We start from the raw sequence: 25,501 nt of genomic DNA, 5'->3' as shown, positions 1-25,501 counted from the left end.
ATAGTTCCGCTTGCCTGACTCATGTCGCCCTGCTTCATGGCTTGGACTTGTTGAGGATTCGTTGTAATGAGGCCTGTTTCCGTAGGGCTTGCTACCACCTGTATATGCACATGGTTTTGGCCGGCGAAGAATAGCCCCTGGCCGACCGGGAATTGTCCAAGGCGCTTCTTTTCCTCGTCGGTTAGTTTGAACACATCACTAAGGACATCTACTGCGCTGCTTGATTGTTTGAGGAGGATTTGCATGCTGGCGTTTGCGACAATGGCGCGCCCCATTCTGGAGCCCATGAAGTCTTCGACGTCCTGCGTGATAGTGGTGATGCCGAGATTGTACTTTCGTGCTCGTTTGGCAAGACTAAACAGGAAGTTGGCACTGTCTTCGTATTTCATCAGCTGCCACGCCTCGTCGACAATAAGAATGCGTTTCTTCTGGTCGCTCTTCGTTTTGTTCCAGATGTAGTTTAGGACAATGTACATAGCAACTGGTCGCAGTTCGTCTTCGAGGTCGCGAATGTTGAAGACCACCAATGGATTGTTGATATTGATGTTGCTCTGCTGGCTAAAGATGCCCGCGAAGGTACCGCTTGTATATTTGCGGAGTCGCTGTGCAAGCTGGGGGCCGGTACCGCCCATATGAAGCAATGTATCATACAGGTCAGCGATGGTTGGTGGCACCGAAGAATGCGTCAGGGGGTCTTGTGTAATACCAGCCTTCGCGTAGGTGTCTATAAGTGCCGCGTCGAGGTCCGCCTCTTCTGTAGGAGACAGTGCTGGAGCGAGCGCTCCGTTGCCCCCAAGTAATTGGGCTTGAGCGCCACCCATCATGAGGCGCAAGAGTCCGTGGAGTGTGATGAGGTTTGAGCGGAGGGCATTGTCTGCCTCCTCACCATCCACTACCTGGGGTAGGTCGAACGGGTTAATTCGTGTTGTAGAATTAAGGCTCAGGCGAACGTACGCGCCCGCAACAGCGTCACACATGCGTTCGTACTCGTTTTCGGGGTCAACGATAAAGATTTCGGTGCCAAACATGAGGCTACGCAGCGCCTCGAGCTTAACTGTAAAGCTTTTCCCTGCGCCGGACTTTGCAAACACAACAGAATTGCCGTTTTCGAGACTGAACCGGTCGAAAATAACGAGGCCGCTATTGTGCATATTTATGCCATATAGAATGCCGTTGTCTTGACTAAGGTCGGCGCTTGTGAACGGAAAACTGGTGCTAATTGCCCCCGTACTCATGTTCCGACGTATTTGTAACTGGTCAACCATCTGCGGTACGACGCTATTAAGTCCCTGTTCTTGCTGGGAGGTTGCCGCCTTACTATACACCAGTTGCTGGCCGAGCATACTCTCGACCTTGTGGCTGACAAACTCCAGTTCATCTTGGCTTGCTGCGTATATGGTAAAGTACAAACCAAATCGAAAGAATCGCTCCTCCCCCACCTGAAGCTTGTCGCGCATTTCTTCTGCATCCAGAATTTGTGCCTGTTTGGCAGGGTCACGCACCCGACCTTTCTCGGAATCAATTTGGAGACCGGCTTCGAGTTGAGTGACTTTCTTGCGGAGGTTTTCAAGCACAACCTGACTTTCCACGGGGTATACATAAATGGAAAGATCCATCACCTCGTCGAGGTTAACCAATCCGCTTAACCAGCCTGTGTAAATCTGTCTCGGGTAGCCGTAAACGTAATAGGTGCGCGCAAGGCGGGTGCCAATCTGGAAGTAGGTACTAAAAAACTCAATACTACTGGGTGCAATAAAATCTCGCAGCGCCGTAATGCCTCTACGAAAGGCTTCATTTACCTCGGCCTGTTCTTTGGCTTGCTGGGCTTGCGCAAGGGCAATGGGGTCTAATGCTGGTTTTTTCTTGCCGAAACCCATTAGATAAAAGCTCCTCTTGCATCAGAGAACAATAATCTCGGCAAGGAAATAAGCACCAAAAAAGGATATGGCATCACCCGAGCTCCCTTTGTAGGTGCTGTTGTGGTGCCATGCCCTCACCTTTTTGCACAACCTCTGCGGTCAAATCGTTGAAATTCTTCAGTTGCTGTCGGGTGGCGGTGTCGGGGTTGTATGTGTCGTAGTAGAGCTCTATTAACTCCTGGGTGTCTAGGGGTAGGCCCTGAATGCCACACTGCTGTAGCCCGCCAAGAACGGCCTGAACCCGATTCCTAAGCTCGTCCTTTGCTTTCATAAGGTCTGGTTCGTTAATAACAACATGATTCTCGTTTTTGCTAAAGAGTTCTACAAAACCAGTGAAAAAGTTTTTACTTTGCGTAAGCGCTTTGTCTGGGCCTACCGCGGGCTCATATGGAACTGCGATATAAAACTTCTTATCCATGATGTTCGTTTGGAGCGCCAGCTGGTCTATGTAGCCAATGTAGTCGTCCATAAGAAGCGCGAGAAGCATGTTATCGTGTTCGGTGCGGATTTTATCAAGCTTTTCTACGTACGGCTGTAAATCTACCTTCTGAGAGCGTATGAAGATTTGTATCGGGAAATACAACGAGTTCAAGAACCCCTGGTAGGCGTATTCGGTTGCTTCTTGCTCCTGGGGGCTCATGAGGTCAAAGTTGATGCTTTTGACCATAACCACCGCCCGATAGCTGCCATTGTTCATGATGACTATGCCGTCGCGAATCTCTGCTATCTGTAACGTGTTTTGGGTGCTATTAGGGTTACTTTTTAGGGCGACACCGGCTGCCGGTTGGCCTGGCGGTGGCATTTGGCCAGGCGCGGGTGGCTGGGGCGTATAGGGGGGTGTCGGCATGCCCTGTTGTGGCATCTGAGCTGCGTATGTTTGCTGGTTTGGGTCCATGCCTACGATTGCCTCATTTATATCTAGTGAAGTGATATCACAACTTCGCCGTCATTGCTCTGCACTTCTTTCTTCGCCTGACGAGCAATTGTCGCAACGTCTAAATCGTCGTTTCTTGCTAGGTTCATTATAGCAGCCTCCTTCTCTGAAGTCACTTGTGCTTTTTGTCTTTCGGCCCGCTGTTTTTCAGCCGCTTCTGCGGCCTTTTGTGCCATGAAAAGTCGTTGTTCTTCGGCAAGCTCCGCCGATGTTTTGATGTGCTTTAGGTGATTATTTGCGGTGCTATGTGACTCGTTGGTTGCTTTTAGTTGGACAATTAGAGCCTCTTCTTCTGCGGTGGGAGCTACCGCTTGAGCGACAGCGGGTGGCTCGCTTGCTGTAGTCATGCCTGGTGCAACCACGGCGGCATTGTTGAACGTAGACTGTCCGGCAACTGGTGTGGGTTGGTGCATAAACCAATAGTCATTCTGGGGGGTATTCTGAGGTGATTGTGCGGTGGACTGAGCGGTAGGGGACTGCATTTGCTCCAGGAGCTGTTGCCTTTGAGCGGTAGCGGCGCTTTGAATCATGGAATCAAAATGCTGTGCTACTACACTTGCGCTTGGGTCGAGCATATCGTCTGTTGCGCGTACGTCAACGCCACTTACGTCCTGAGGCAGGGACATTGCATCAACAAGGCGGTCAGACGCTGTCGAATAAGAGCTCGGACCCGTTGATAGGTTTACATTCACATTTTTTACGGCCCAGCCTCGGCTATCGATTGTATCGGCAAGAGCATGCAAGCGGCTCCTAACCTCTATTTGACTTAATCCATTTGTTAGACTTCGTTCAATTTTCTTCGGCACCGTAATAGTCACTAGTTCTTTTGCGCCACTCTGGTCCCAAATGCGCTTACGAGGCTTTAACATAAAGCGCAGTTTTGCTATGGCCCACACCTCAGTGGGCTGGTCGCCGTGCCACGGTATGGCCAGAAATCCAGTAAACAGTGCGGGCGGAACGAAAAATATCAGCAAAAACCCCACATTTTTTGTAAGTGCAAAAAAGGAAAGATATAGCAAGAAGGCCGAGATAGCGGCATAGATAAACTGCCGTAAAGTCAACGGCCCAACAAGCTTGTCCTCTGCCTCAACATCCTGTAAAACCTTATACGTCGCCATACTGTTTATAGTATAGCAGCTGATGCCACTTCTGGTTTATCAGACGCTCTTATTATGCAGCCGGCGCATCGACCATAGCGGCCCTGCCGGCGGCATCACGCATACGACCACTTGAGTACTCGCGACGACGAGCCGTGAATAAATCAATAAGTTCTTGGCTTGCTGCTACGTCGCTATTGCCGCGACAATAGTCCATTATTTCCTGTGTTGATACTGTGCCCCCTCTCGCTGTGAGGAGTGGCTGGAGTATTGTGCGCATTCCGTCTGAAAGCTCTTCTGCGTAGTATTGTTGTTTCAGCTGTGTCGCAAACTGTTCCCGTGCGTCTATAGAAGCACTTGAAGCCATGTCTTGGAAGTTTGCGAAAGTTGCAAACTCAGAGGCCAACGTGTCCATGTCGTTGGTGCCAGTAAGCAGTCGGTTGCCCCCGCTTTCAAAACCGGCCATATTGTCAGTAAGGGTTGCGTTGAGGCGCATGCCGCCTTCCCGCGCAACCTTTCGGGCTGTACGCAAGTTACCGAGCTCGGCCTGACTATTGCGCATGCTCTGGTAGGATTGGCTACGAAGTAGATTTTGTTGTTCGTCCGTCAGGGCGCCATTCCCCCGCTCACCCATAGTGGCGATACCGACGCGCTGACTGAATGTCATACCACTAAAATCTGCGCGTGCTTGGTTTTGACCCAATACGCCACCAATGTCCTCGTCGCTCATTATCCCTTGTTTGATGAGGTGATTGGAGGCCTCAGCTATGGCTTGGAAATCTGTTTCGTGCGTGGCTTCATTGAACCACCCCGCACCATCCATTGTTTGACCACGGAATGCGGCTGCTTTCATTGCCCTGCTGCCCATAACGGTTCCAGTCCCTGCTTCCAGCTGGCCCATGCGCATTCGAGCACGCTGTTGCATTTGATTTTCACTGAGCCCTTCCGCTGTCATAGCAGCTCTGTTCCTATTAACATATTCGCGCAAATAATCACCACGCGAATTTGCATAAATGGCCGGGATTGTCGCGTCGGTCGCGCCCAGAGAAAAGCCTTTGTCTTTTTCGGCTCGCTCGGCTGCTGCGTCTTGAATGAGCTTTTTCTCTGCCTGCCTGTACTGACGTCTTCCAGAGCGAGTAAGACTGAAACCCCCCTGACGAGATAAAGCACTACGTCGTGCATAGCCAGTGACTAGCGCGGGGCCTCTTTTCGCGCCAGTGGCATATTCGCCTTTCCGATATTCCGAATTCTCATGCAAGAACTTATTTCCCTTGCCCATAGCTTTGCTGCCAAGTCCGCTTGCCCAACCAATTGCTCCCCCAAGAACTCCCCCGAATTTCTGTGCAATTGGAATTATGAGTACTATGGGTCCGACAAATATAACCACAACCAATATGTAACCGCCCGGCAAGTTTTCAATCTGACTCGTTACTCGTGCCATTGCCTCGCCGGAGGCGAGTAACCCCATAATCACCGGGAAAATTGCCAGGCTAGTAATGGTGGTATTTTTCCAGAACGCCCATACCTTCTGCGTCCCAGGCAGTACATACGAAGCAATAGCTAACGGCGCCAAAAGGAGGCAAAGCATAATTACTACCCACCGTAAGCCGAAGAGCATAAAGGCCAGAAAAATGATTAGGCCAACAATTAACAGCAAGGTAATAACACCAACTCCGCCCAGAAAGTATAGCTTTGGTATCCCTACAACGATGGCCACAAGTACAGTTGCCCAGTTATAGACCGTATTCGTGGTGTCTATTTTAGCAACGGGCATATTTGCAAAGGGGCCAACAACTAGGTCATGTGTCCAGCTTCCGAGGTCATTTGTGAGCTCTATAAAGAACTGCATTAGGTTCCAAGAAAGCGCGATTCCCACCAGTGCAACGCCAAGACGAGGCAACAACTTGCGTATGGTGTATGCATCCAAGATCTCAAAACCAAGCGCTTGGCTAATCACCATCGCCAGGCCAGCAATAACAATGATAGCTATCGCGATGTTTCGAAAACTCGCCCATGCAGTACGAAGGTTGTCGGTAGCGCCGCCCGCTCCTGTTTTACCAAAAACGTCTTGGGTTGGGAAAAACATCAATCCTTCTATGTTGCTTGCCAGAGACTTCGAGAATGACTCAAGCGCGGCAGCAACTGGACAAACTATCCACTCCATAGAATCGCCGTCGAATCCGCAAAGACTGGTCGGTGCATCACCAGCGCCGGAATTGTTAGTTGATCCAGTAGGGTTTTGGGTCGGCGTAATCCCGGTTGCTCCTATAGCTTTATCGCTTTGGCCCCATAGACACGCCTCGTTGTTGGTAAAACTGTCTGGCCTAGATGCTATTTTTGGATAAGCTCCGCTACAATAGGTCGCGTTTGTTTTGTTGGCGAAGCCATCTTGGCAGGCTTTTAATGCGTCTGTGCTTCCGGCGTACCTATCCTCACACGTTCCCGGCCTGTCGCCCGTACCGGGCATATAACTGCTTTTCCACTCCTGGGCTACGGCGGGATTCTTGGCTAATTCGTTTGCGGCTGCTACGATTTTAGGACAAGTCTTCGAGGGTTTATCATCCGAATTCCAATGGCCGTTAAATTCGTCATCAAACGCAACATATAAACCCGTGTTGTATTGTCGCCTTTGAGTTTCAAAGGTTCCATCGCTCCGCAGAACCTCTATGTCAGTAATATCCTCGGCTAGGACTAGGGATGTATTATTCTCTCCCGCATTGCATTGTTTTAGAAAAGCCAAGTTTACATAGTAGATGTATTGCAGCAGCTTACTGTTGCTATAGGCTGCAAAAACATCATACCCAGCAGAGCTATTAATAATCGCTCTAACTTTCTCTCCGGTTTCGGCATTTGCGTCGAGTCCAAGCTGTGAGTCGTTTCTTAGTGATTTACATTCGCCGTCGTTCACCCGTTTGGCTCCGATATCACACAAGAAGTTTAAAGTATCTTGTGGCGTAGCCCAGGGTATATTTAGGTGGCGGATAGCATCAAGAGCAAATGATTTATCATTACACTTTCTGGGATCGGCTCCCGTTAGGCCCGTCACAAAGCTGTCACCTGGCCCGACATTCATTGCATTAACGCTGGCATCGCCACTCATATCAATACTGTATTTGCCGTTGCTAAAACAGTTAATTAACCAGGATCCATAATAAAACGCCTTGGCCTTATCCTCGGGGTAAGAAGATGGGCTTACAGCTGCGTAAGTCCGTACGGTAGGCAATAGCACAAAAGCACATACTACCAGTAGTAACCCCAAAAGCGACGCTGTGCGCTTCTTTTTGCTCATGCTATAAATAATACGTTAGCTCGGAGGTATTCACAAGACTGCGCTTACCCCCCGCGATTGTTGGTACTTACCGAGAGCGTCATAGTAAGAGTACAAAACAATTACACGAACGCTTCAGAGAATAGATTTATTGAAAAAATATATAAAAATTTCTTCCAGCGGCGTCTCGGGATAAGTTATACATCATACTAGCGTTTGGCGGGCATAGTTCACCACAGATTAAACCTACCACAGAAAAAACCAGATTTGCGAAAGGCGCCTCTAGATTAATCGGGTATGTTCGTTGTAAATTGTCGGTGGCTAACCGCATGTTTTGGCTGGCCACATATAGCGTTACGTCTTGATGGATATTGTCGCGCATTATATAGTGGTGCATAAGCATGAATATCCGTACAAAATTAATTATCCTAGCAGCTGGTCTGGCATTCGGGATTGCTGCACTTATGCCGCTATCAGGGAAGGTATATGCCTCAGAAGGAGACGCGGCAATATGTCCAACCGGTCAAACAAACCTTGCGGGACATCAGAGAACGTGTTGTCCAATCGGGCATAGTTCAGACACGCAGGATTGTTTTGTTGCTAAGTATGTTAATCCAACCATAAAAATGTTCAGCATGGTTGCTGGGGTGGCTATTATTGCTGGGGTTATTATGGGGGGGATACAGTATTCGGCATCTGCAGGAGACCCTCAAAAAGCCGCAGCCGCAAAATCTAAGATATCTAAAGCATTATTAAGCCTCGTGGTATTCATGTTCCTGTTTGCGGGCATACAGTTTATGTCACCGGGTGCGCTTAATAAGACATCTACTCCTGCAGCCGGCACGGGGTCGCTTGCTTCTCGTTGTTCAAAACCGTTCCTTGGGCTTAAGCCCTGGTTCGCCTATCTCCCGGCTGAAGCGTTTGCAGATGGTCCCGGAGGTGGAAAAACGTGTGATGTCACAAACTTTAAGCTGTTGGGTGATGATGCAGGAACGAAAAGTCACTTGCTCCCCGTAGTGTTAGCGCTTGCAGACACACTAGTACGGATCGCCGGGCTCGTTGCGGTAGGGTTTGTTATAGCTGGAGGTATATTGCTTACAACGAGCCAGGGGGAGCCAGAGAAAACAAAAAGAGGTCGTGAGAGTATTATTAATGCGCTCGTCGGGCTCGTAATAGCTATAGTGGCAGCAGCGGTCGTGTCCTATGTAGGGGGGAGGCTTTCGAAATGATGAAATTGTTTTATCATCTTGCTGCAGATATAAATTATTCGCCCCTTCCAAACAGTGGTGCTACAGGAGATATTGCGAAAGAATCTATTCCCGAAATACTCCGTATCGTATTTGGCATATCTGGATCGGTCGCGCTACTCATCATCGTTATTAGCGGACTTCGCTATATATTGGCCTCTGGTGATCCCGCAAAGATGGCACAAGCAAAAAAAGGCATACTTTATGCAGTTATCGGTCTTGCGATTGCGCTCTCCGGTTATTCTATAGTTACCCTCGTGGTAAGGGGGCTGGGGTGATAAAGCAACGGTTTCTTCGATTTGCGATGTTTGGCGCGCTTGTAGCGGGATGCGTAGGGATGGTTGTTGCCATCCCTCATACTGTAGGTGCGAAAAGCATAATTAGCGATGCTTGCACATTTGCGCCCGAATCAGAAACATGTAAGAGTGATAACGCAGACGCTGCGCAAAATCCGCTCACGGGCACCTCAGGTACCTTATATAAGGTGTCTTTAATCGTTGCTGTTATTGCGGGCGTAGCGGCTGTCATAGTCATGATTGCGAGTGGCATACGCTACATGACATCTGGCGGAGACAGTCAAAAGGTTAGTTCGGCTAAGAATACCATGGTTGGGGCTATCGCGGGCCTAGTTATTATTGTTTTAGCACAAACCATAATCACATTTGTAGTAAAGAGGTTATAAAAGTATGAAAAAGAATATTTTACGAAGGGGCTTAGGGGTTTTGATGGCGCTAGGGGTCATGAGCTTTATGCTATTTGGGCATCTTGTCAATGCGCAGGCACTTACTCCGAATCAGCAGGCTGTTTGTGATTCGATTGGGAGCGGCAATGCCTGTGCCGAAACAGATGACCAAGGGGGCACGAAGGTCGACTCTGTTATAAAGTCAGTTGTTCGTTTACTTGGTATAGTGGCAGGTATAGTAGCTGTAATAATGATAATTATATCTGGCATAAAATATATTTCTTCTGGCGGTGACAGTAGCAAAATTGCTAGCGCCAAAAACGCGCTCATCTATGCAATAGTAGGCATTATAATTGTCGCGCTGTCACAAGTTATTGTCAGGTTTGTACTCGGACAAACAACCAAATCTACTATGAAATGTCCAACTGGCCAGGTAGTTAGTGCAGAAGGCACGTGTGTCAATAAAAATTAAGATTGAAAGTATCTACCACAAGTGGTATAAACATAAGTAAAGCAATAAATGAAAGGCTTCAAGATGATTAGTAAAATACGCATTAAAATCGCCAGCTTTCTTGCGGGTGCCTTACTTGTCGCAGCACCGTTGGTAGCGCCGGTCGCTGTATACGCAGTGGATATAGGTGAGTGTGTTGGTCAAGGTGTAGACATCAACGGAGCAATAGGCGAAGACTGTCTCTCAACGTCAAATGATGCCGGCACAGGAAATACTGATATTACAAACGTCATCAAGCTCATTGTAAATATATTTTCAATAGTCGTGGGCTTCCTCGCGGTCATTATGATTATTTGGGGTGGTCTCCGCTACATTACCTCTGGCGGCGATAGCGGCAAGATTACCACCGCAAAAAATACCATCATCTACGCACTTATTGGTCTTGTTATAGTTGCTCTGGCGCAATTCATTGTCCGATTTGTGCTTTCAAAGGCAAGTAACCTAGGAACATCAGGTTAGATGTAAAATCCCCGAGCGTTATTTAACTTTCTAGACAACCAAAGTAGCCTCCTCCATGGTAAAAGTTAGAGTACAACCAACTAACTAACCCAACGAGAGGAGGCTACCACTATGGTAGTACATAAACGAACACGGCTCATGCCGTTTCAACGTAAAGCATTGGCAGAGGATTATTTTGTCCTCAACTTACGTAAGAAAGATCTCATTGCCAAATATGGGGTGTCCTACCCCACTATACAAAAGATCCTCACTCGGGCTCGGCGGGATGACTACAGCCTGCACGTCAGTACTAACAAACGCTACCAATGCCTGGAGTACGGCTTAAAGCGGCTGGGCAAAATTGAGCGATCAATCCAAGATAAACTAGCCCGGACTGCCAAACGTTACGAGAAAGACTATCCAGGCGAGATGTTGCATATGGATACTAAACGTCTACCACTACTTACGGGCGAAACGAAGCTGGACGGCCATGAATATCTGTTTGTGGCTATTGATGACTACTCAAGAGAGCTGTACGTTGGTATCTACCCCGACAAGAGCATGTTCAGTAGCGCGGATTTCCTCAGTACTGTACTGGCTCAATGCCCCTATGGTATTGAACGAATCTTAACCGACAATGGCACCGAGTACAAAGGCCGTTACGGTGAACATGCTTTCATGAAAGCCTGTGGCGAGGCTGGCATCACCCAGAAGTTCACCAAAGTGAAGTGTCCGCAGACGAATGGCAAAGCCGAACGAGCCATCCGAACACTAATGGAGAGCTGGCATAACGCCGAGGTATTTAACAGTCGTGAGGAGCGAGCCAAAGCCCTTACCAGGTTTGTGAATTACTACAACTGTGTACGCCCACACAAAGGCATTGACAAGGCGACGCCGCTCGAGCGACTATGTGAGTACTTTTACCAGTACGAGCGGCCTATGAAGGAAGCTGGAAAAGTTAAACAACGCGAGGTTTTCTAACAGGTTAGATTTATTAAGTAATAAAAAATGCTCGGGCTTCCCGAGCATTTTTTATGTTTTGACCAAAAACCAATTCAAAGTATGGTCGAGTTAAACGACCTGAATTTTCTTTACGGTGTCCTGTTTTACCTTGGTGAAGCTCACGGTGAGTACGCCGTCTTTTAGAGCGGCCTCAATGTCTTCTTCTTTTACGGGTACTGGCAGAGCGATGCTGCGGCTGAATTCACCCCAGTAGCATTCCTGTACGAAGTAGTTTTCCACCTGGTCTTCGTTGCCGGCGCTAAGTGTACCGCGAATGCTTAGTGTGTTGTCTGCAATGCTGACGTCCAGGTCGCCCTTATTTACCCCAGCGGTGCGCGCCTTAACAACAAGCTTCTCCTTGGTTTCGTACACGTCTACAGCAAGCTGGCCAGGCAGAACGGCTTCTTCGTCGTTCCACTCATCGGCGCCGCCATCGTCCATGGGAACATCATCGTCAGACTGCACGGCTGCCTGGGGCATGGCCTCATCGCCCAAAAAGGCTGCAGTCAATTCATCTTCTTCCAGTAACAAATCGTCATCACGATTGCGTCGTGCCATAGTAGTTATTACCCTCCACCGGCGTGCTTGCCGGATTACAAAATAGATAGCGTCTTGCGTGTTTGTGTTAAAAACAGTATAACTGAGGCGATTAACAGCGTGCAAGACGGGCGCACTTATTTACAACGGAATAATGACAACATGCTACTGTTAGAAAAATTAATTGGGGTCTATGCCCCTCACGTATGCCTAGGTTGCGCGGTTGAAGAAAATCGGCTACTCTGCCTTTCTTGCCGGGCAGCGCTGGCCTACGTACCGTCTCGATGTTACCGTTGCCACGCCGTGACGAGAGACTCCGACGTCTGCGTGTCATGTCGGCGCCATACTCCCCTGCGACGTGTTTTGGTGCTGACGCACTATGATGATCTTCCCAAAGAGCTCTTGCATCACGCAAAATACGAGCGTGCCCATAGCGGCGTAGCTGAAATGGCGGAGCTTATGGTACCACTCCTGCAGTTTGTTCCGTCAGGGGCCCTGTTTGTGCCCGTCCCAACGGCGACCGGCCGGGTTCGGCAGCGGGGTTATGACCAGGCGGTAGGGCTAGCGGAAGCATTAAGCGCATTAGCTGGCACGTCATGCAGTCATTCCCTTGCCCGCCTAGGCCAAGCACATCAGGTTGGTGCCGGCAGAAAAGAGCGACTAGAGCATTTGCGAGGTGCGTTTCGTGTTAGGCTGCCAAAAGAGGTAGCCGGCAAGCACATTATTCTCGTTGACGATGTTTTGACCACTGGCGCTACTCTTGAAACAGCTGCCCGTATACTGAAAAAAGCCGGCGCCCGAAGAGTAGATGCAATGGTATTTTGCCAAGCCGGTCAGTGACCCTGTGCGGCTGAGCGCCACTGGCGCTCGCGTTCGAATCAATCCCTATATCAAAGAAAGAGAGCCTAGCTTTTTCAGCCAGACTCTATTTCTTTGGCGGAGAGAGAGGGATATCGGGCGAGCTTCCAGCTCGCCCTCCTCTCTGCGGTACTCGCTATAAACATGCAAGCACGTTTATAGCTGCGTTCCTCGTCCGCCGAACCCTCGGGCGAGTGTTCTCACCCCATCTCAGGCCAAGTAAAAAGAGCCTACCCTTTCGAGCAGACTCTATTTACTTGGCGGAGAGAGAGGGATTCGAACCCTCGCAGGGACTCTCGCCCCTCTAACGATTTAGCAAACCGTCCCCTTCAGCCACTTGGGTACCTCTCCGGGGCATGAGACAAACCTGCGGTTTTTCTCATCGCGCCGACAAAATGTGAACCATTTTGTCGGGCTGCTCTTTTCCCTTTCTGCGGGAATGCTTGCCGTTATTTTATCAGACGGCGTGGCATTTGTTAACTTGGCGGAGAGCGAGGGATATCGGGCGAGCTTCCAGCTCGCCCTCCTCCCTGTGGTACTCGCTATAAACATGCAAGCACGTTTGTAGCTGCGTTCCTCGTCCGCCGAACCTAGGAAGGCTCGTGCACCCGCTCACTCAGCATACAAATTCCATATACCCCTTCGGGGCATACACAGTTTGTATGGCGGAGAGAGTGGGATTCGAACCCACGGTACCGTTGCCGGCACACTTGTTTTCAAGACAAGCTCCTTCAACCGCTCGGACATCTCTCCTCTTTTACGAGTATAACACAAAGATGACGGTACACTATACCGTTTTATGGTATAGTGTAGAAATATGAGAGATACACAACGCAAAGGTGATATCGCGGTCGCTGTTGCTATAGCGAGCTTCACTAAGCTTGGCTATGATATATCACTACCGATTACCGAATCGGCAGCTTACGATTTAGTAGTTGACGATAACAGCGGACTGCATCGAGTTCAGGTGCGCTTTACCAGTGGTCTTGAAGTTGATTTGCGTAGAATTCACTCAAATTCAAAGGGCTATGTTGTGCGAAAAACGAAAGAGAAGGCATATGATTGGCTCTACGTACTAAAAAGTAACTCCGATGAATATCTTATTAAACAGTGTCTTGATAATCGTCGTTCGGTTCGGCCTAATACATCCCAACTTCTGCAAAATGTAGTACAATAGCGCTTATGCAAGAGCAGCAACCAGGACAGGTCATCGCACCAGGCGCCAGTGCCCCGCGACAAGTGATGCCGCCTGTAACTCCTGAAGTATCAGCCGTAGCCCAACAACAACCAGCGCCGGTATCACAATCCGCGGCATCTGTGGCGCTTGAGCCGCAGAGCACTGTAGTTGAACAGCCGGCTATGCCAGAAGTAGCGGAATCAAACGAATATGCTAAGTACGAAAATCAAGCCCCTGAAGAATACCCCACAGATATGGTTGACACTATCACATGGACGACAGCAGAAAATCTAAATCATCAAAAAACTTCTAAGTGGTACGGGGCTTACTCATTGGGAGCTATTCTACTCGCCGCTGTACTCTTCTTTATTACGAAAGACATTATTTCGACAGTGGTAGTCATCGGTGCCGTAGCTGGATTACTGTTCATTTCGTCCAGGGAGCCAAAACAGCAAACATACACCTTGCGGGAAGATTTTGTTCAGGTCGGCAATAAGCCATATGGTTTGCATGATTTTAAGGCTTTTTCGGTTGACGAAGAGTCACCGGTACTAGGGATAACCCTTTTGCCACTCAAGCGCTTCATGCCTCCTGTTGTGCTGTACGTTGATGAAGCCAACGAAGAAGCAGTTGTTGATTACATAGCAAATTTCCTCCCCATAGAACCGCACAAAGTGGATGCGATGGACAGTCTTCTGCGTCGCTTGCACTTTTGAAATAACCATAACTAAAACTAGTAATCCAAAGTATATTGCTTTTTTGCAACTATTCTGCTATCGTACACCTATAACGTATTGAGGTAAGGTATATGTACGAACAAAACAGAGTGTCGGTCGTAGGAAGAGTGTTGTGGTTTCTTGTATCACTCCTCATCTTGGCGGCGCTTGTTTGGTTTGTGCTATGGCTGCTCTTTTGGCGTAGCCCAAAAGTCGACAAAGCCGTTGATACGGCAGCTAACACGACCCAGACTGCGGTTAAATCTGGCTCTAGCGCCATAGAAAAAGCTATCGATACTCCAACGAATAAACAGTCTACCGATACAACTTCCTCCTCTGCCGCCACTTCTGGTACTGGCACAACGCAAACTTCCACGCAGACACAGACGCCGACGAGCAGTACTAGCGCCACAGAATCGGCAGCAACATCGACCTCAGCTACTTCAAAGACAACAACAGGTCAGACGAGCTCAACTGCAACACAAACTCCAAGTACAACTACGGAGCTTGCAAATACGGGAGCGGGCGAGGTGCTTCTCCCTGTTGCAGCAGCAATACTTGGCGCCTCGGCCTACTACCATGTCCGCCTCCGCCGCAAAGTTACGTTGTAAAACGGCTGAGGGCCGTGTCCGTCCCAGCTTTGTTTATGGGTATTGAGGTTTATCTGCTACACCCGCCAGGATGTGCTACGCTTGCACGGAACTCGCTTTTCGGTGCAAGCACCTGTACGCTCATTCCTGTACGAACCTACGACCTACACTCACTTCGTTCGTTGGTCGTAGCCCCAAACCTCCGGAATAATGAGTTATAGGCACCCTCGTGTTGGTGTTTCACCACTTTTACCTCTGTTATTGACTCATAAGTAATGTCGGTAGACATTACTTACCTATGAAACAGAGAGGTTTTCGCTATTGTCGTGTGTGTAAAACTAAGCTCCAGAAATGGGGCAAGACAGGTGCTGGGAAGCAGCGATGGAGGTGTCCTGTGTGTAGCCTCACAGCCACAAAGCCACGACCAGACTTACGGCGAGTGTTTGTGTTTGAGGGATTCATGTCTTGGTTGCTCGGCAAGGATTCTCAGGACGACTTAGCTGCGGCTAGCCGAACGTTTCGTGACCAGACTGCCTGGTGCTGGGGCGTGCCCGTGCCGAGTGTGCTGAGGGGTGAATGTCATCACTGTGTCATCGTTGATGGCATCCGTGTTAGCGGCCACGTCTGCCTCATTGCCCGAACGACTATGTTTGTTATTGCCTGGATGTGGGTACCATACGAAAGTAGTACATACTGGGCCACGTTCCTCGCCTCACTGCCTGCACCTACCTACGTTGTTTGTGACGGCCAGAAAGGCCTCCTGAAGGCTCTTCCCCTCTGTTGGCCTGGTACGATCGTCCAGCGCTGTCGATTCCATATCTGGCTTAATGTAAAAACAAAACTGACACTGCATCCTGAGTCAATTGCAGGAAAAGAGCTGCTCGTACTCACCAAAGATTTGCTCCATGTTAGGACACGAAAACATGCCAGGCACTGGAAACAAAGACTAAGACGTTGGTACAAGCGGCACCAAAACTATGTCAACGAACGAACCGTAAAACCTTACCCAAAACCAAGAGAAAGGAGCTGGCGGTACACCCACGAACGACTCCGTAGTGCCTACCGTCAGCTCGATAAAGTCACAGATGATGCGCTTCGTTCAAGCTACCGACCACACGCAGAACTGCCAAGCACCACAAACCATGTTGAGGGTGGCATGAACAGCCAAATCCGAACCAAACTAAAGTACCATAGAGGCATGTCTCGTGAGCACCAACGAGTGCTTGTTAATTGGTACCTTTATACACGAAGCGAGGGGAGAAAACCAACACGTTTTTGCCTATAACTCGGAATAATCAAGAAAAAAGCCCATCTTACGATGGACTCTTTTCTTGGTACACCCGACAGGATTCGAACCTACGACCTTTGGCTCCGCAAGCCAACGCTCTATCCAGCTGAGCTACGGGTGCTCGTCGCAACTCGGCAACGACTTCCGCTGCGACGAAACAAGATAAATCTTCTTTCGTCGAGCTTCAGTCTCGGCCGGTTGCTCCTCTCGAAATTTCAAACGGTCGACTTCGCTCCCTGGTTTGAAATTTCGGAAACGCCAAATAAAACTCGGCGAGAACAGGGGTGATTGTAGCACATTTTTTGTTCAGTGGCTAGCCTGAAATATCATCTTCAATCTGTTACACTATGTATGGCCAACCTGAAGTCTTTGTTGTTTGAGCGAAGCGAACGAGCCGTGAGGTGAGCTTTAGGGGGAGTGAAGTAATTTAGATTTATTCTAAATTACTTCAGAGGGGTGAGCCCTTCTTTAATCGTGGAGAGGTCGCATAGTCCGGTCTAGTGCGCTACACTCGAAATGTAGTATAGGGGCAACTCTATCGAGGGTTCGAATCCCTCCCTCTCCGCCAAATAAAAAAGCCCGCCAAAAGGCGGGCTTTTTTATTTGACCTGGGACGGGATGAGAACGGGAGTGCCTGTGGCACTCCCCGCCCCGAAGCCCGAAGATTGCCGGTGGCAATCTGAGTGGTCAGGCAGAAGGCCCGAGGCGAATCCCTCCCCCTCCGCCAAGAAAATGCGCTTACCGCGCAATCTCTCGAGCTGCACGCTTGCCAGAAAGATATGCACCGTGCGTTGTTGACGGGTATAGGCTACTAGTGTGTTCCCCCGCAAAGTGTATTCGACCGTAGGGCTCCGCAATCGTATCATACATCTTAAGTGACGCCCCAGGTGGCACATATGAGTAGCTGCCGAGAGTAAAAGGGTCGGCATACCATTTGCTTGTCACGACTACATTTGGACGGGTGGCGCGAGTATAGGCGCTCGCGAGCGCCTCGTAGGCTTGACTGCCAATTGCTTCGTCGCTCAAGCCTTCAAGGGACGTTGCATCGTTCCCCCCATGGAGGGCAAGCAGTGTGGGCTTACCTGTAGCTGGCGCGAGGTTTATGAACTCGCCCCATTTTGTTCCATCGCCGCGCATAATTCCTATGGTGGTTGCACCATCCCAAAATATTTGGTCAAACGTAAGGAAGGTTTTATGCAAGTTGCCCATTTTTAGGCTTTGAATTGCTGTACGTTTATCTTTGGGTAGTTGCGGCTCAAACGTAACGCTCCCTTTTTGTAGCACCCCAAGTGGCAACGTCACTACCACAGCATCAGCGGCGAACGTTTTATCATCTTTTGCGGTAACTACTACCTCCGAGCCGGTATCTTTCACTTTGGTAACAATATGGTTAAGGCGAATATCTATACCTTCTGCCAGCTTCTTTATAGCTGTTGTGTAGTCGCCAGTCACTAAATAATCCCCGCCCCTAAACTCATCTTCCTCATCGTACTGAGTCGTCGAGATATCAGCAATATCAGCGCCAACTTCAGTTTGCGTATCTATTTTGAGGCGGTACAGGAGCTCATCGTTGTTGCCGCTGTGAGTTTTCCCAAATGAATTCCATGTGTCGAGCAGTGACTGGTCTTTTTTGAGTGAATATTTTTTCGAATCAACAAAGCTGAAGAATGGCTCTAGGTCATCATCAACCTCTGTCTTTACACCATTTTTGTAAACAACTATGCTATCAAAATTTACCTTCTCCATATTGGCACCTTCACTTTCAAGCAGCGCAGCGACAGGATTTTTCTGGTTACCGTGTATAAACGACGCACCCAGCTGGTAGGTTTGCCCGGCAACATTTGTTGACTGAATCCGCCCGCCTATGGCATCTTTTGCCTCCAGTACAATCACCTCATGACCGTCTTTGTGTAGCTCATGCGCGGCAGTCAGCCCAGATATACCGGCCCCAACAACAATAACGCGCTGTTTGCTTGGCTTAAACTGATAGTTCATGAAATATATTCCTCCTAAAGTTGCCGCAATGATAACTATAATTGCGAACAGATGCTGTTTATTCATGAAGACATCATACCCTAAACCTAAGAGAGGTGTTTTGTCTTGCTTACGTAACATCGAAAGCTGGGGGCGAGAGGCGCAAGCCATTGTCGTAAATTTAACTTGCGTACCCCCTGTTCGCTCTGATGTCGAGGGTTGCAAGCATGGTAACTATCTGGTAGATTTACTAGCAAGCATGGAGAAAAACCTACTCAAAACACATAGTCAAAACATGCACGTTCGCCGTTCCGAAAGGAACGTTTTTTTTAGCCAAAAACCAGGGCGGCTGACACTGAGCGACGGAACCGTGTTTGCAGGCAGCATGCCAGACTGGCAGACCGGCACCTATGACGGCGAGGTTGTGTTTAGTACCGGTATGACTGGCTACGTTGAGGCGCTGACTGACCCGTCGTTTGCGGGACAAATTTTGGTATTTACTTATCCGCTCATTGGTAATTACGGTGTTGACCTCACGGCGGCAGAATCTGACCGCATACAGGTGCGCGGCGTTATCATGAGTGACCTAGCACCTCACTGGAGTCACGCGGGCGGGCAACAGTCACTGCCAGAGTGGCTTCAGAGTCAGAATATTCCCCTGCTCACCGGCGTAGACACCCGGGCGCTCACGAAGTATCTGCGCACAAGAGGTGTTATGGCGGGCTCTATTAGTGCGACGGCCACCGCGCTGCCAAAAGCGGTTGCCATTCCCACCATATCCATATCAGAACCAGTGGCGTACAACGCTGGCGCGGGCAAGAAAAAGGTCATTTTGGTTGACTGCGGCCTTAAGGAAAACATTTTGCGTTCCCTGCTTGCGCTTGACTGTGAAGTGAAACGCGTCCCATATAATTATGACTACTCAGGTGAAATATACGACGGCGTGGTACTTTCGAGCGGCCCAGGCGACCCTGCGGACTACACCGAAACCATCGCAATAACCAAAAAAATACTTGCGCAGGGCAAGCCGCTCTTCGGCATATGTTTGGGCAACCAAATTATGGCACTGGCGGCCGGCGGTACAACCTACAAGCTCAAGTTTGGCCACCGCGGCCACAACCAACCGTGTCAGGAGGACGCTACCAAGCGCTGTGTTATCACCAGCCAAAACCATGGCTATGCCATAGACGAAAAAACACTGCCCAAAGATTGGCGTGTCAGCTACCGCAACCTCAACGACAACTCGGTCGAAGGTATTGCCCACAAAACCAAGCCGTATTTTTCGGTACAGTTCCATCCAGAGGCCTGTCCTGGCCCGACCGACTCCGGCAATTTGTTCAAAGACTTTGGAGCTATGCTATGAAAAATGTACCCTCTCCTGTCATCCTGAACTTGTTTCAGGATCCATACGGCAGGAGTGGCGTCCGTGACATGGCATGGATGCTGAAACAAGTTCAGCATGACAAGCCAGGCAGTCTACAGGAGCAGAGCACATGAGCATACAAAAAGTAGTCGTCCTTGGGTCGGGAGGCCTGCGTATTGGTCAGGCTGGCGAATTTGATTATTCGGGTTCACAGGCCATAAAGTCGTTCAAGGAAGAGGGCATCGAGACGGTGCTCATAAACCCAAACATTGCCACCGTACAAACAGATGACGATATGGCCGACCGTGTCTATTTCCAGCCGCTCAATGTTGAAACGGTCAGCAAAATACTGGAACGCGAAAAACCCGATGCCATTGCACTTAGCTTTGGCGGCCAAACCGCCCTCAACCTTGGCCTTTCTCTTGAAAAAAGCGGTATTTTGAACAAACTGGGCATTCGGGTGCTGGGTACTCCGGTAAAAGTGATTGAAACAACCGAAGACCGCGAACTGTTTAAGCAAGCTCTGGCCGAAATCGGTACCAAGACTGCACGCAGTTTCACGGCAGAAACGGTAGAAGCGGCCTTGACTGCCGCGAAAACGCTTGGCTACCCAGTCATGATGCGTTCGGGTTTTAGCCTTGGCGGGCTTGGCTCGGGTCGCATAGATACCCCGGCGCAGCTGAAAGCGCGTGCCAAAGAAGTATTGGCGGCCGTACCGCAAGTGCTCATAGAGGAGTATCTGGTGGGCTGGAAAGAAGTGGAGTACGAAGTAGTGCGCGACTGCGACGGCAACACCATTACCGTGTGCAACATGGAAAACTTTGACCCCATGGGGGTACACACCGGCGAAAGCATTGTGGTGGCACCGTCGCAGACCCTTACGAATTACGAATACCACATGCTGCGCGAGGTGGCTATACGCACCATAAATCACCTGGGCATCATCGGTGAGTGTAACATTCAGTATGCCCTGCACCCCTCGAATGGCGAATACCGGGTAATAGAGGTCAACGCCCGACTAAGTCGCAGTAGCGCCCTTGCCTCCAAGGCTACCGGCTACCCGCTTGCCTTTGTCGCCTCAAAACTCATGCTTGGCAAGCGCCTGTACGAAATCAAAAACAGCGTCACCGGCAAAACGTCGGCATTCTACGAACCGGCACTCGATTATCTAGCCGTAAAGATGCCGCGCTGGGATTTACAAAAGCTCAAAAGCAGCGACCACCACATAGGCAGCGAAATGAAAAGCGTTGGCGAGGTCATGGCGCTCGGCCGGTCATTCCCAGAGGCGCTGCAGAAGGCAACCCGTATGCTGAACATCGGCGCGCACGGACTGAGTGTGCACCCGTACGACATTTCTGACCCCATGGATGAAGTCACGCACCCGACCGACCGTCGGCTGTTTGCTATCTACGAAGCTCTAAAGCAAGGTGTGTCAACCGAACAAATCCACGAAGCATCACATATAGACCGTTGGTTTCTTGACCACATTGCCGCCATTTATGGCACCGAGCGGCAGCTAGCTGGTGCCTCACTTACTGCCGAACGCTTGCGTCAGGCCAAAAAAATGGGCTTTAGCGACGGCGTCATCGGCACACTGACAGGCCAGACAGAACGGGCCGTCCGCGGCACTCGGCTCAAGCACGGCATTACGCCAGTTATCAAGCAAATAGACACCCTTGCGGGGGAATTCGACGCCGAAACTAACTACTTGTACCTTACTTATCATGGTACCGTGCACGATGTTGAACCGCTTGGTGCCAAAACGGCGATTGTGCTCGGCTCGGGTCCGTATGCCATTGGCTCATCAGTTGAGTTTGACTGGTCGGCGGTAAATACGGCCAAAACACTGCGCCAAAACGGGTACAAAACCATCATCGTTAACTCTAACCCAGAAACGGTCTCGACCGATTTCGACCGCTCCGACCGGCTGTACTTCGATGCCCTTACGTTTGAGCGCATCCAGGACATTGCTGACTTTGAAAACCCAAGTGGCATTGTTGTGTCGGTGGGCGGTCAGATTGCGAATAACCTTGCCCTGCCCCTGCACAAAGCCGGCTACCCCATTCTTGGCACTTCCCCGCTCAAGATTGATATGGCCGAAGACCGTCAGAAGTTTTCCGCCATGCTGAACCAACTTGGTATAGACCAACCAGATTGGACAGAGGTGACTTCCCTGTCGGCTGCAAAGAAATTTGCGGTGCGTGTGGGCTACCCGGTGCTTATTCGGCCGTCGTATGTGCTGTCTGGCGGGGCAATGAGCGTGGTGCGCACAGAAACAGAAATGGAGCGCTACCTTACCGCGGCTACGAAATTATCGCCCGACCACCCCACGGTGATTTCCCAGTTTGTCCAAAACGCCAAAGAACTCGAAATAGACGGCGTTGCCCTCAACGGCCATCTTGTCATATATGCCATATCTGAACACGTTGAGAATGCTGGTGTGCATTCGGGCGATGCCACGGTGGTCTACCCTGCCCAGCGTCTGTACCTCGAAACTGTGCGACGCGCCAAACTCATCGCCAAGCAGGTAGCAAAAAACCTCGACATAACTGGGCCGTTCAACATTCAGTTTATTGCCAAAGACAACGAACTCAAGGTTATCGAGTGTAACGTGCGCGCCTCGCGTTCTTTCCCGTTTGTGTCGAAAGTATCGGGCTACAATTTTATTCAGATTGCGACCGAAGCCATGCTTGGGCAGCCGCACCCGGAAATATTCCTCACGCTCAGCCTCGATCACGTGGGCGTCAAAACGCCGCAGTTTTCTTACAACCGTATGAAAGGCGCCGACCCGGTAGCAGGGGTTGAAATGGCTTCTACCGGAGAAGTTGCCTGCTTTGGGTCTGAGATAGAAACTGCCTTTTACCGCTCGTGGCTCGCAACCGAGCAGAAGATTGAGGGCAAGCGTGTGCTCATAAGCCTGGCCGACGAGCAAAAGTACAAGTTCATAGAGGAAGCTCGTAGCCTGGCGGAAAGCGGCTGGACCGTCTACACTACCCCCGGCACGCACGACTTTCTGAAGGAACACGGCATAAAAACCAAACGAGTCTATAAAGTTCAGGGCAAACAAACACCAAACCTCGCCGACCTCATTCGCAGCCACAAACTCGACCTTATGGTGAGCATTCCCTCACGCGAAGAAAAAAGCGACGAAGCCTACCTCATGCGCCGCCTCGCCATAGACAACCATATTCCCCTTTTCACCAATGCCGAAACGGGCCGCTTGCTGCTTCGCTGCCTGTCCGACCCAAACCTCGCCGACCTTCAGCCCAAACACTGGCGCGAATACGTCCCGGTTTCACCCGGGAAGTCAAAATAACAGAGGCGCGTTTCACCCCACCCTGCCCCAAAGACAAAATTTATAGTGTAAAATTGCATTTTAGCAAATATTGTGCTATATTGTACATCGGATTTAATGAAACAAAAATGAACCCAACACACGCAGCACAAAAGAGCGTTCCTAGCCCTTCATTACTAGATAGGGACGTATGGCAAGCACATATATCGCCGCCCTTTAGTACTCCAGATGAGGAGTATATACCAAACACGGAGTTATAGGCACCCTCGTGTTGGTGTTTCACCACTTTTACCTCTGTTATTGACTCATAAGTAATGTCGGTAGACATTACTTACCTATGAAACAGAGAGGTTTTCGCTATTGTCGTGTGTGTAAAACTAAGCTCCAGAAATGGGGCAAGACAGGTGCTGGGAAGCAGCGATGGAGGTGTCCTGTGTGTAGCCTCACAGCCACAAAGCCACGACCAGACTTACGGCGAGTGTTTGTGTTTGAGGGATTCATGTCTTGGTTGCTCGGCAAGGATTCTCAGGACGACTTAGCTGCGGCTAGCCGAACGTTTCGTGACCAGACTGCCTGGTGCTGGGGCGTGCCCGTGCCGAGTGTGCTGAGGGGTGAATGTCATCACTGTGTCATCGTTGATGGCATCCGTGTTAGCGGCCACGTCTGCCTCATTGCCCGAACGACTATGTTTGTTATTGCCTGGATGTGGGTACCATACGAAAGTAGTACATACTGGGCCACGTTCCTCGCCTCACTGCCTGCACCTACCTACGTTGTTTGTGACGGCCAGAAAGGCCTCCTGAAGGCTCTTCCCCTCTGTTGGCCTGGTACGATCGTCCAGCGCTGTCGATTCCATATCTGGCTTAATGTAAAAACAAAACTGACACTGCATCCTGAGTCAATTGCAGGAAAAGAGCTGCTCGTACTCACCAAAGATTTGCTCCATGTTAGGACACGAAAACATGCCAGGCACTGGAAACAAAGACTAAGACGTTGGTACAAGCGGCACCAAAACTATGTCAACGAACGAACCGTAAAACCTTACCCAAAACCAAGAGAAAGGAGCTGGCGGTACACCCACGAACGACTCCGTAGTGCCTACCGTCAGCTCGATAAAGTCACAGATGATGCGCTTCGTTCAAGCTACCGACCACACGCAGAACTGCCAAGCACCACAAACCATGTTGAGGGTGGCATGAACAGCCAAATCCGAACCAAACTAAAGTACCATAGAGGCATGTCTCGTGAGCACCAACGAGTGCTTGTTAATTGGTACCTTTATACACGAAGCGAGGGGAGAAAACCAACACGTTTTTGCCTATAACTCCCAATGTGGTTTCTTTGGGCTCGGCTAAGATTGGCCTGACAGCGGGATAAGCCACAGGTTTGTTTGAGCTCTCGATGCAGTACCTCGACACTCCAACGGCGCTCGAAGTATTTCTTGACTTGTTCGCGGGTGAGGTCAGTACGACTTGTACCAACATAATCCGTGCGGCCGTTACTGGCCTCAAACCGGAAGACTCTGATCCACCCATAGCCTTTCAGATATGTCACCAAGCCTGTATCTGGTATATCTAACTCTCTGAGCTGGATATGTGGCTTACCGACTAACCGGTTGCTCCTCAGCCCCATGACCCAGTCCCAGCCATGAGAGCGAACTGCCTTAAGGTTTTTTAGAGAGCCGTACCAGCTATCCGCAACAACCATCTCCGGGCGTAGCCCTCTCTGTCTTGTGCTACTCAGCATATCCTGGAAGTGATCATTCTTAGTCTTGCCGTCTTCTGGCGGGTTCCAGATGCGGTAGTCCATAGGAATGTAGTGTTCTGTATCTACTTGCCACAACGCATTTACAACGCCAATCCCTCTGGTGATGTCATGCTTACTTCCCGCATGCTGCCAGTTCACAAGCTCCATCTTGCCGCTTCGGCTTTTGTCGATGACGACATCATCGAAGACCAAAATGCCAGGAGTGGCGCGAACTTCCTTAAGCGGCAGCTTGCCACAGGTCTTTGGGCTGTATCTTTTCAGATGCTAGCCAACGGGAGACGCTGTCGTGAGAGAGCATGGCATTGTCTGGGGCTACTTCGCTCAAGCTGAGCGCAGAATACCGTGAGGAGGTGACCTCCAGGAATGAGCAGTACAGCTCACGAGAACATTTTGAACGAGACATGTTTATTTTCCTTGTTTACGAAAAAGCATGACTGACGTCATGCTTCTAGGCTAGCAAAGAATTGGGGAGTGCGAAACTCGTGGTGTGGTATACAGGATGGGGATTTTCTTACTATTGACCCCACGCATCGAAAAGACCGTAGTTTCGTATATGGAGCATACCGCCAGACGCTCGCTATGGCTGTTGAGCGTTCGGGCGACCTAGTCACACCACGCCATATAGTCAGCGCATACTTTGAGGATACGGGCGAACTGGGGGAATCGGTGAACGCATGCAAATGGTAAGGGGTTTCATCAAGGCTTACGGACCTCACGCTCTGCGGTCACTAGAAGAAACAATGCAGCGCGCACGATATTACACCAACGATAACGGGGATCTCGGAGAAAAGCTTGCTTTATGTTTTAGTCCCCCTACGTTTGACGAGAAAGGTAATTA

23 protein-coding genes, 4 tRNA genes and 1 pseudogene are annotated in these 25,501 nt (G+C 49.9%); 17 read left to right on the top strand and 11 right to left on the bottom strand.

Annotation, left to right across the window (positions count from 1 at the left end; all coding sequences use genetic code 11):
• Positions 1 to 29: 29 nt before the first annotated feature.
• The 4 genes and pseudogenes from IPP75_04310 to IPP75_04295 all read right to left on the bottom strand — a co-directional run bounded on the left by IPP75_04310 (position 30) and on the right by IPP75_04295 (position 7,239).
• Positions 30 to 1,877 (bottom strand): annotated as a pseudogene (locus tag IPP75_04310) (DUF87 domain-containing protein).
• Between the two features lie 73 nt (positions 1,878 to 1,950).
• Positions 1,951 to 2,814: a hypothetical protein gene (locus tag IPP75_04305; GenBank protein QQS69115.1), complete on the bottom strand. Its 864-nt coding sequence runs from the start codon at positions 2,812 to 2,814 to the stop codon at positions 1,951 to 1,953.
• A gap of 23 nt (positions 2,815 to 2,837) precedes the next feature.
• Entirely contained in the window at positions 2,838 to 3,971 is a 1,134-nt protein-coding gene (locus IPP75_04300) for a PrgI family protein (GenBank protein ID QQS69114.1), read from the bottom strand.
• 52 nt (positions 3,972 to 4,023) lie between these two features.
• On the bottom strand, positions 4,024 to 7,239 hold the full coding sequence (locus IPP75_04295) for a hypothetical protein (GenBank protein QQS69113.1): 3,216 nt from the start codon (positions 7,237 to 7,239) through the stop codon (positions 4,024 to 4,026).
• A gap of 380 nt (positions 7,240 to 7,619) precedes the next feature.
• Between IPP75_04295 and IPP75_04290 the strand changes: the two genes are divergently transcribed.
• From IPP75_04290 to IPP75_04265, 6 genes are all read left to right on the top strand, one after another.
• A complete protein-coding gene (locus IPP75_04290) occupies positions 7,620 to 8,447 on the top strand; it encodes a hypothetical protein (protein QQS69112.1) in 828 nt (275 codons plus the stop codon).
• Positions 8,444 to 8,743: a hypothetical protein gene (locus IPP75_04285; GenBank protein ID QQS69111.1), complete on the top strand. Its 300-nt coding sequence runs from the start codon at positions 8,444 to 8,446 to the stop codon at positions 8,741 to 8,743. Before IPP75_04290 ends, IPP75_04285 begins: the two co-directional genes overlap by 4 nt.
• A complete protein-coding gene (locus IPP75_04280) occupies positions 8,740 to 9,147 on the top strand; it encodes a hypothetical protein (protein QQS69110.1) in 408 nt (135 codons plus the stop codon). Before IPP75_04285 ends, IPP75_04280 begins: the two co-directional genes overlap by 4 nt.
• A 4-nt stretch (positions 9,148 to 9,151) precedes the next feature.
• Positions 9,152 to 9,619, top strand: a complete 468-nt coding sequence (locus IPP75_04275) for a TrbC/VirB2 family protein (GenBank protein QQS69109.1) — start codon at positions 9,152 to 9,154, stop codon at positions 9,617 to 9,619.
• Between the two features lie 48 nt (positions 9,620 to 9,667).
• Positions 9,668 to 10,117: a hypothetical protein gene (locus tag IPP75_04270; protein ID QQS69108.1), complete on the top strand. Its 450-nt coding sequence runs from the start codon at positions 9,668 to 9,670 to the stop codon at positions 10,115 to 10,117.
• Between the two features lie 111 nt (positions 10,118 to 10,228).
• The gene (locus tag IPP75_04265; protein QQS69107.1) at positions 10,229 to 11,077 is read left to right on the top strand and encodes a transposase family protein; all 849 of its coding nucleotides are present in this window, start codon (positions 10,229 to 10,231) and stop codon (positions 11,075 to 11,077) included.
• A 90-nt stretch (positions 11,078 to 11,167) separates the two neighbouring features.
• Here the strand turns inward: IPP75_04265 and IPP75_04260 are convergent, their stop codons facing one another.
• The gene (locus IPP75_04260) at positions 11,168 to 11,656 is read right to left on the bottom strand and encodes an Hsp20/alpha crystallin family protein (protein QQS69106.1); all 489 of its coding nucleotides are present in this window, start codon (positions 11,654 to 11,656) and stop codon (positions 11,168 to 11,170) included.
• A 282-nt stretch (positions 11,657 to 11,938) separates the two neighbouring features.
• On the opposite strand from IPP75_04260, the gene IPP75_04255 reads away from it, so the two are divergent.
• Positions 11,939 to 12,475: a ComF family protein gene (locus tag IPP75_04255; GenBank protein ID QQS69105.1), complete on the top strand. Its 537-nt coding sequence runs from the start codon at positions 11,939 to 11,941 to the stop codon at positions 12,473 to 12,475.
• 276 nt (positions 12,476 to 12,751) lie between these two features.
• On the opposite strand, the gene IPP75_04250 is transcribed toward IPP75_04255, so the two are convergent.
• Positions 12,752 to 12,844 (bottom strand) — tRNA-Ser (locus tag IPP75_04250).
• A 46-nt stretch (positions 12,845 to 12,890) separates the two neighbouring features.
• On the opposite strand from IPP75_04250, the gene IPP75_04245 reads away from it, so the two are divergent.
• The gene (locus tag IPP75_04245; GenBank protein QQS69104.1) at positions 12,891 to 13,061 is read left to right on the top strand and encodes a hypothetical protein; all 171 of its coding nucleotides are present in this window, start codon (positions 12,891 to 12,893) and stop codon (positions 13,059 to 13,061) included.
• A gap of 95 nt (positions 13,062 to 13,156) precedes the next feature.
• Here the strand turns inward: IPP75_04245 and IPP75_04240 are convergent.
• A tRNA-Ser gene (locus IPP75_04240) sits at positions 13,157 to 13,246 on the bottom strand.
• Between the two features lie 64 nt (positions 13,247 to 13,310).
• Between IPP75_04240 and IPP75_04235 the strand changes: the two genes are divergently transcribed.
• From IPP75_04235 to IPP75_04220, 4 genes are all read left to right on the top strand, one after another.
• Complete coding sequence (locus tag IPP75_04235) at positions 13,311 to 13,670, top strand: hypothetical protein (protein QQS69103.1); 360 nt, start codon at positions 13,311 to 13,313, stop codon at positions 13,668 to 13,670.
• Between the two features lie 5 nt (positions 13,671 to 13,675).
• Positions 13,676 to 14,386 carry a hypothetical protein gene (locus tag IPP75_04230; protein ID QQS69102.1) on the top strand — a complete coding sequence of 237 codons (711 nt, stop codon included), beginning with the start codon at positions 13,676 to 13,678 and terminating at the stop codon, positions 14,384 to 14,386.
• 92 nt (positions 14,387 to 14,478) lie between these two features.
• Positions 14,479 to 14,997: a hypothetical protein gene (locus tag IPP75_04225; GenBank protein ID QQS69101.1), complete on the top strand. Its 519-nt coding sequence runs from the start codon at positions 14,479 to 14,481 to the stop codon at positions 14,995 to 14,997.
• A 277-nt stretch (positions 14,998 to 15,274) separates the two neighbouring features.
• The gene (locus IPP75_04220) at positions 15,275 to 16,261 is read left to right on the top strand and encodes an IS1249 family transposase (protein QQS69100.1); all 987 of its coding nucleotides are present in this window, start codon (positions 15,275 to 15,277) and stop codon (positions 16,259 to 16,261) included.
• Between the two features lie 47 nt (positions 16,262 to 16,308).
• On the opposite strand, the gene IPP75_04215 is transcribed toward IPP75_04220, so the two are convergent.
• Positions 16,309 to 16,385: transfer RNA gene (locus tag IPP75_04215), tRNA-Arg, on the bottom strand.
• Between the two features lie 355 nt (positions 16,386 to 16,740).
• On the opposite strand from IPP75_04215, the gene IPP75_04210 reads away from it, so the two are divergent.
• A tRNA-Ser gene (locus tag IPP75_04210) sits at positions 16,741 to 16,832 on the top strand.
• Between the two features lie 170 nt (positions 16,833 to 17,002).
• Here IPP75_04210 and IPP75_04205 read toward each other — a convergent pair.
• A complete protein-coding gene (locus IPP75_04205) occupies positions 17,003 to 18,325 on the bottom strand; it encodes an FAD-dependent oxidoreductase (protein ID QQS69099.1) in 1,323 nt (440 codons plus the stop codon).
• Between the two features lie 208 nt (positions 18,326 to 18,533).
• Between IPP75_04205 and carA the strand changes: the two genes are divergently transcribed.
• From carA to IPP75_04185, 4 genes are all read left to right on the top strand, one after another.
• Entirely contained in the window at positions 18,534 to 19,601 is a 1,068-nt protein-coding gene (carA, locus tag IPP75_04200) for a glutamine-hydrolyzing carbamoyl-phosphate synthase small subunit (protein ID QQS70160.1), read from the top strand.
• Entirely contained in the window at positions 19,598 to 19,735 is a 138-nt protein-coding gene (locus IPP75_04195; protein ID QQS69098.1) for a hypothetical protein, read from the top strand. Before carA ends, IPP75_04195 begins: the two co-directional genes overlap by 4 nt.
• Positions 19,732 to 22,917, top strand: a complete 3,186-nt coding sequence (carB, locus tag IPP75_04190) for a carbamoyl-phosphate synthase (glutamine-hydrolyzing) large subunit (GenBank protein QQS69097.1) — start codon at positions 19,732 to 19,734, stop codon at positions 22,915 to 22,917. Before IPP75_04195 ends, carB begins: the two co-directional genes overlap by 4 nt.
• A 316-nt stretch (positions 22,918 to 23,233) precedes the next feature.
• Positions 23,234 to 24,220 (top strand): IS1249 family transposase, encoded by a 987-nt coding sequence (locus tag IPP75_04185; protein QQS69096.1) that lies wholly within the window; start codon positions 23,234 to 23,236, stop codon positions 24,218 to 24,220.
• Here IPP75_04185 and IPP75_04180 read toward each other — a convergent pair.
• Both IPP75_04180 and IPP75_04175 read right to left on the bottom strand, forming a co-directional pair.
• The gene (locus IPP75_04180; GenBank protein QQS69095.1) at positions 24,175 to 24,855 is read right to left on the bottom strand and encodes a transposase; all 681 of its coding nucleotides are present in this window, start codon (positions 24,853 to 24,855) and stop codon (positions 24,175 to 24,177) included. The two genes, IPP75_04185 and IPP75_04180, sit on opposite strands and share 46 nt — an antisense overlap.
• Positions 24,856 to 24,880: 25 nt before the next feature.
• A complete protein-coding gene (locus IPP75_04175; protein ID QQS69094.1) occupies positions 24,881 to 25,066 on the bottom strand; it encodes a hypothetical protein in 186 nt (61 codons plus the stop codon).
• Positions 25,067 to 25,501: the final 435 nt, after the last annotated feature.

This window comes from Candidatus Saccharibacteria bacterium (assembly GCA_016700375.1).
Taxonomy (GTDB): Bacteria; Patescibacteriota; Saccharimonadia; order Saccharimonadales; family UBA4665; genus JAGXIT01.
The sequence above is the reverse complement of the archived record's forward strand: the minus strand, read 5'-3'. Positions and strand labels throughout refer to the sequence as shown.

Excerpts from the sequence above, each read along its gene's own strand:
- IPP75_04270 (QQS69108.1), top strand. The coding sequence starts at position 9,668 with ATGAAAGGCTTCAAGATGATTAGTAAAATACGCATTAAAATCGCCAGC.
- IPP75_04230 (QQS69102.1), top strand. The coding sequence starts at position 13,676 with ATGCAAGAGCAGCAACCAGGACAGGTCATCGCACCAGGCGCCAGTGCC.
- IPP75_04260 (QQS69106.1), bottom strand. The coding sequence starts at position 11,656 with ATGGCACGACGCAATCGTGATGACGATTTGTTACTGGAAGAAGATGAA.
- IPP75_04265 (QQS69107.1), top strand. The coding sequence starts at position 10,229 with ATGGTAGTACATAAACGAACACGGCTCATGCCGTTTCAACGTAAAGCA.
- IPP75_04300 (QQS69114.1), bottom strand. The coding sequence starts at position 3,971 with ATGGCGACGTATAAGGTTTTACAGGATGTTGAGGCAGAGGACAAGCTT.
- carA (QQS70160.1), top strand. The coding sequence starts at position 18,534 with ATGCACGTTCGCCGTTCCGAAAGGAACGTTTTTTTTAGCCAAAAACCA.
- IPP75_04225 (QQS69101.1), top strand. The coding sequence starts at position 14,479 with ATGTACGAACAAAACAGAGTGTCGGTCGTAGGAAGAGTGTTGTGGTTT.
- IPP75_04205 (QQS69099.1), bottom strand. The coding sequence starts at position 18,325 with ATGAATAAACAGCATCTGTTCGCAATTATAGTTATCATTGCGGCAACT.
- IPP75_04175 (QQS69094.1), bottom strand. The coding sequence starts at position 25,066 with ATGTCTCGTTCAAAATGTTCTCGTGAGCTGTACTGCTCATTCCTGGAG.
- IPP75_04195 (QQS69098.1), top strand. The coding sequence starts at position 19,598 with ATGAAAAATGTACCCTCTCCTGTCATCCTGAACTTGTTTCAGGATCCA.
- IPP75_04235 (QQS69103.1), top strand. The coding sequence starts at position 13,311 with ATGAGAGATACACAACGCAAAGGTGATATCGCGGTCGCTGTTGCTATA.
- IPP75_04305 (QQS69115.1), bottom strand. The coding sequence starts at position 2,814 with ATGGACCCAAACCAGCAAACATACGCAGCTCAGATGCCACAACAGGGC.
- IPP75_04290 (QQS69112.1), top strand. The coding sequence starts at position 7,620 with ATGAATATCCGTACAAAATTAATTATCCTAGCAGCTGGTCTGGCATTC.
- IPP75_04275 (QQS69109.1), top strand. The coding sequence starts at position 9,152 with ATGAAAAAGAATATTTTACGAAGGGGCTTAGGGGTTTTGATGGCGCTA.
- IPP75_04285 (QQS69111.1), top strand. The coding sequence starts at position 8,444 with ATGATGAAATTGTTTTATCATCTTGCTGCAGATATAAATTATTCGCCC.
- IPP75_04220 (QQS69100.1), top strand. The coding sequence starts at position 15,275 with ATGAAACAGAGAGGTTTTCGCTATTGTCGTGTGTGTAAAACTAAGCTC.
- IPP75_04295 (QQS69113.1), bottom strand. The coding sequence starts at position 7,239 with ATGAGCAAAAAGAAGCGCACAGCGTCGCTTTTGGGGTTACTACTGGTA.
- carB (QQS69097.1), top strand. The coding sequence starts at position 19,732 with ATGAGCATACAAAAAGTAGTCGTCCTTGGGTCGGGAGGCCTGCGTATT.
- IPP75_04185 (QQS69096.1), top strand. The coding sequence starts at position 23,234 with ATGAAACAGAGAGGTTTTCGCTATTGTCGTGTGTGTAAAACTAAGCTC.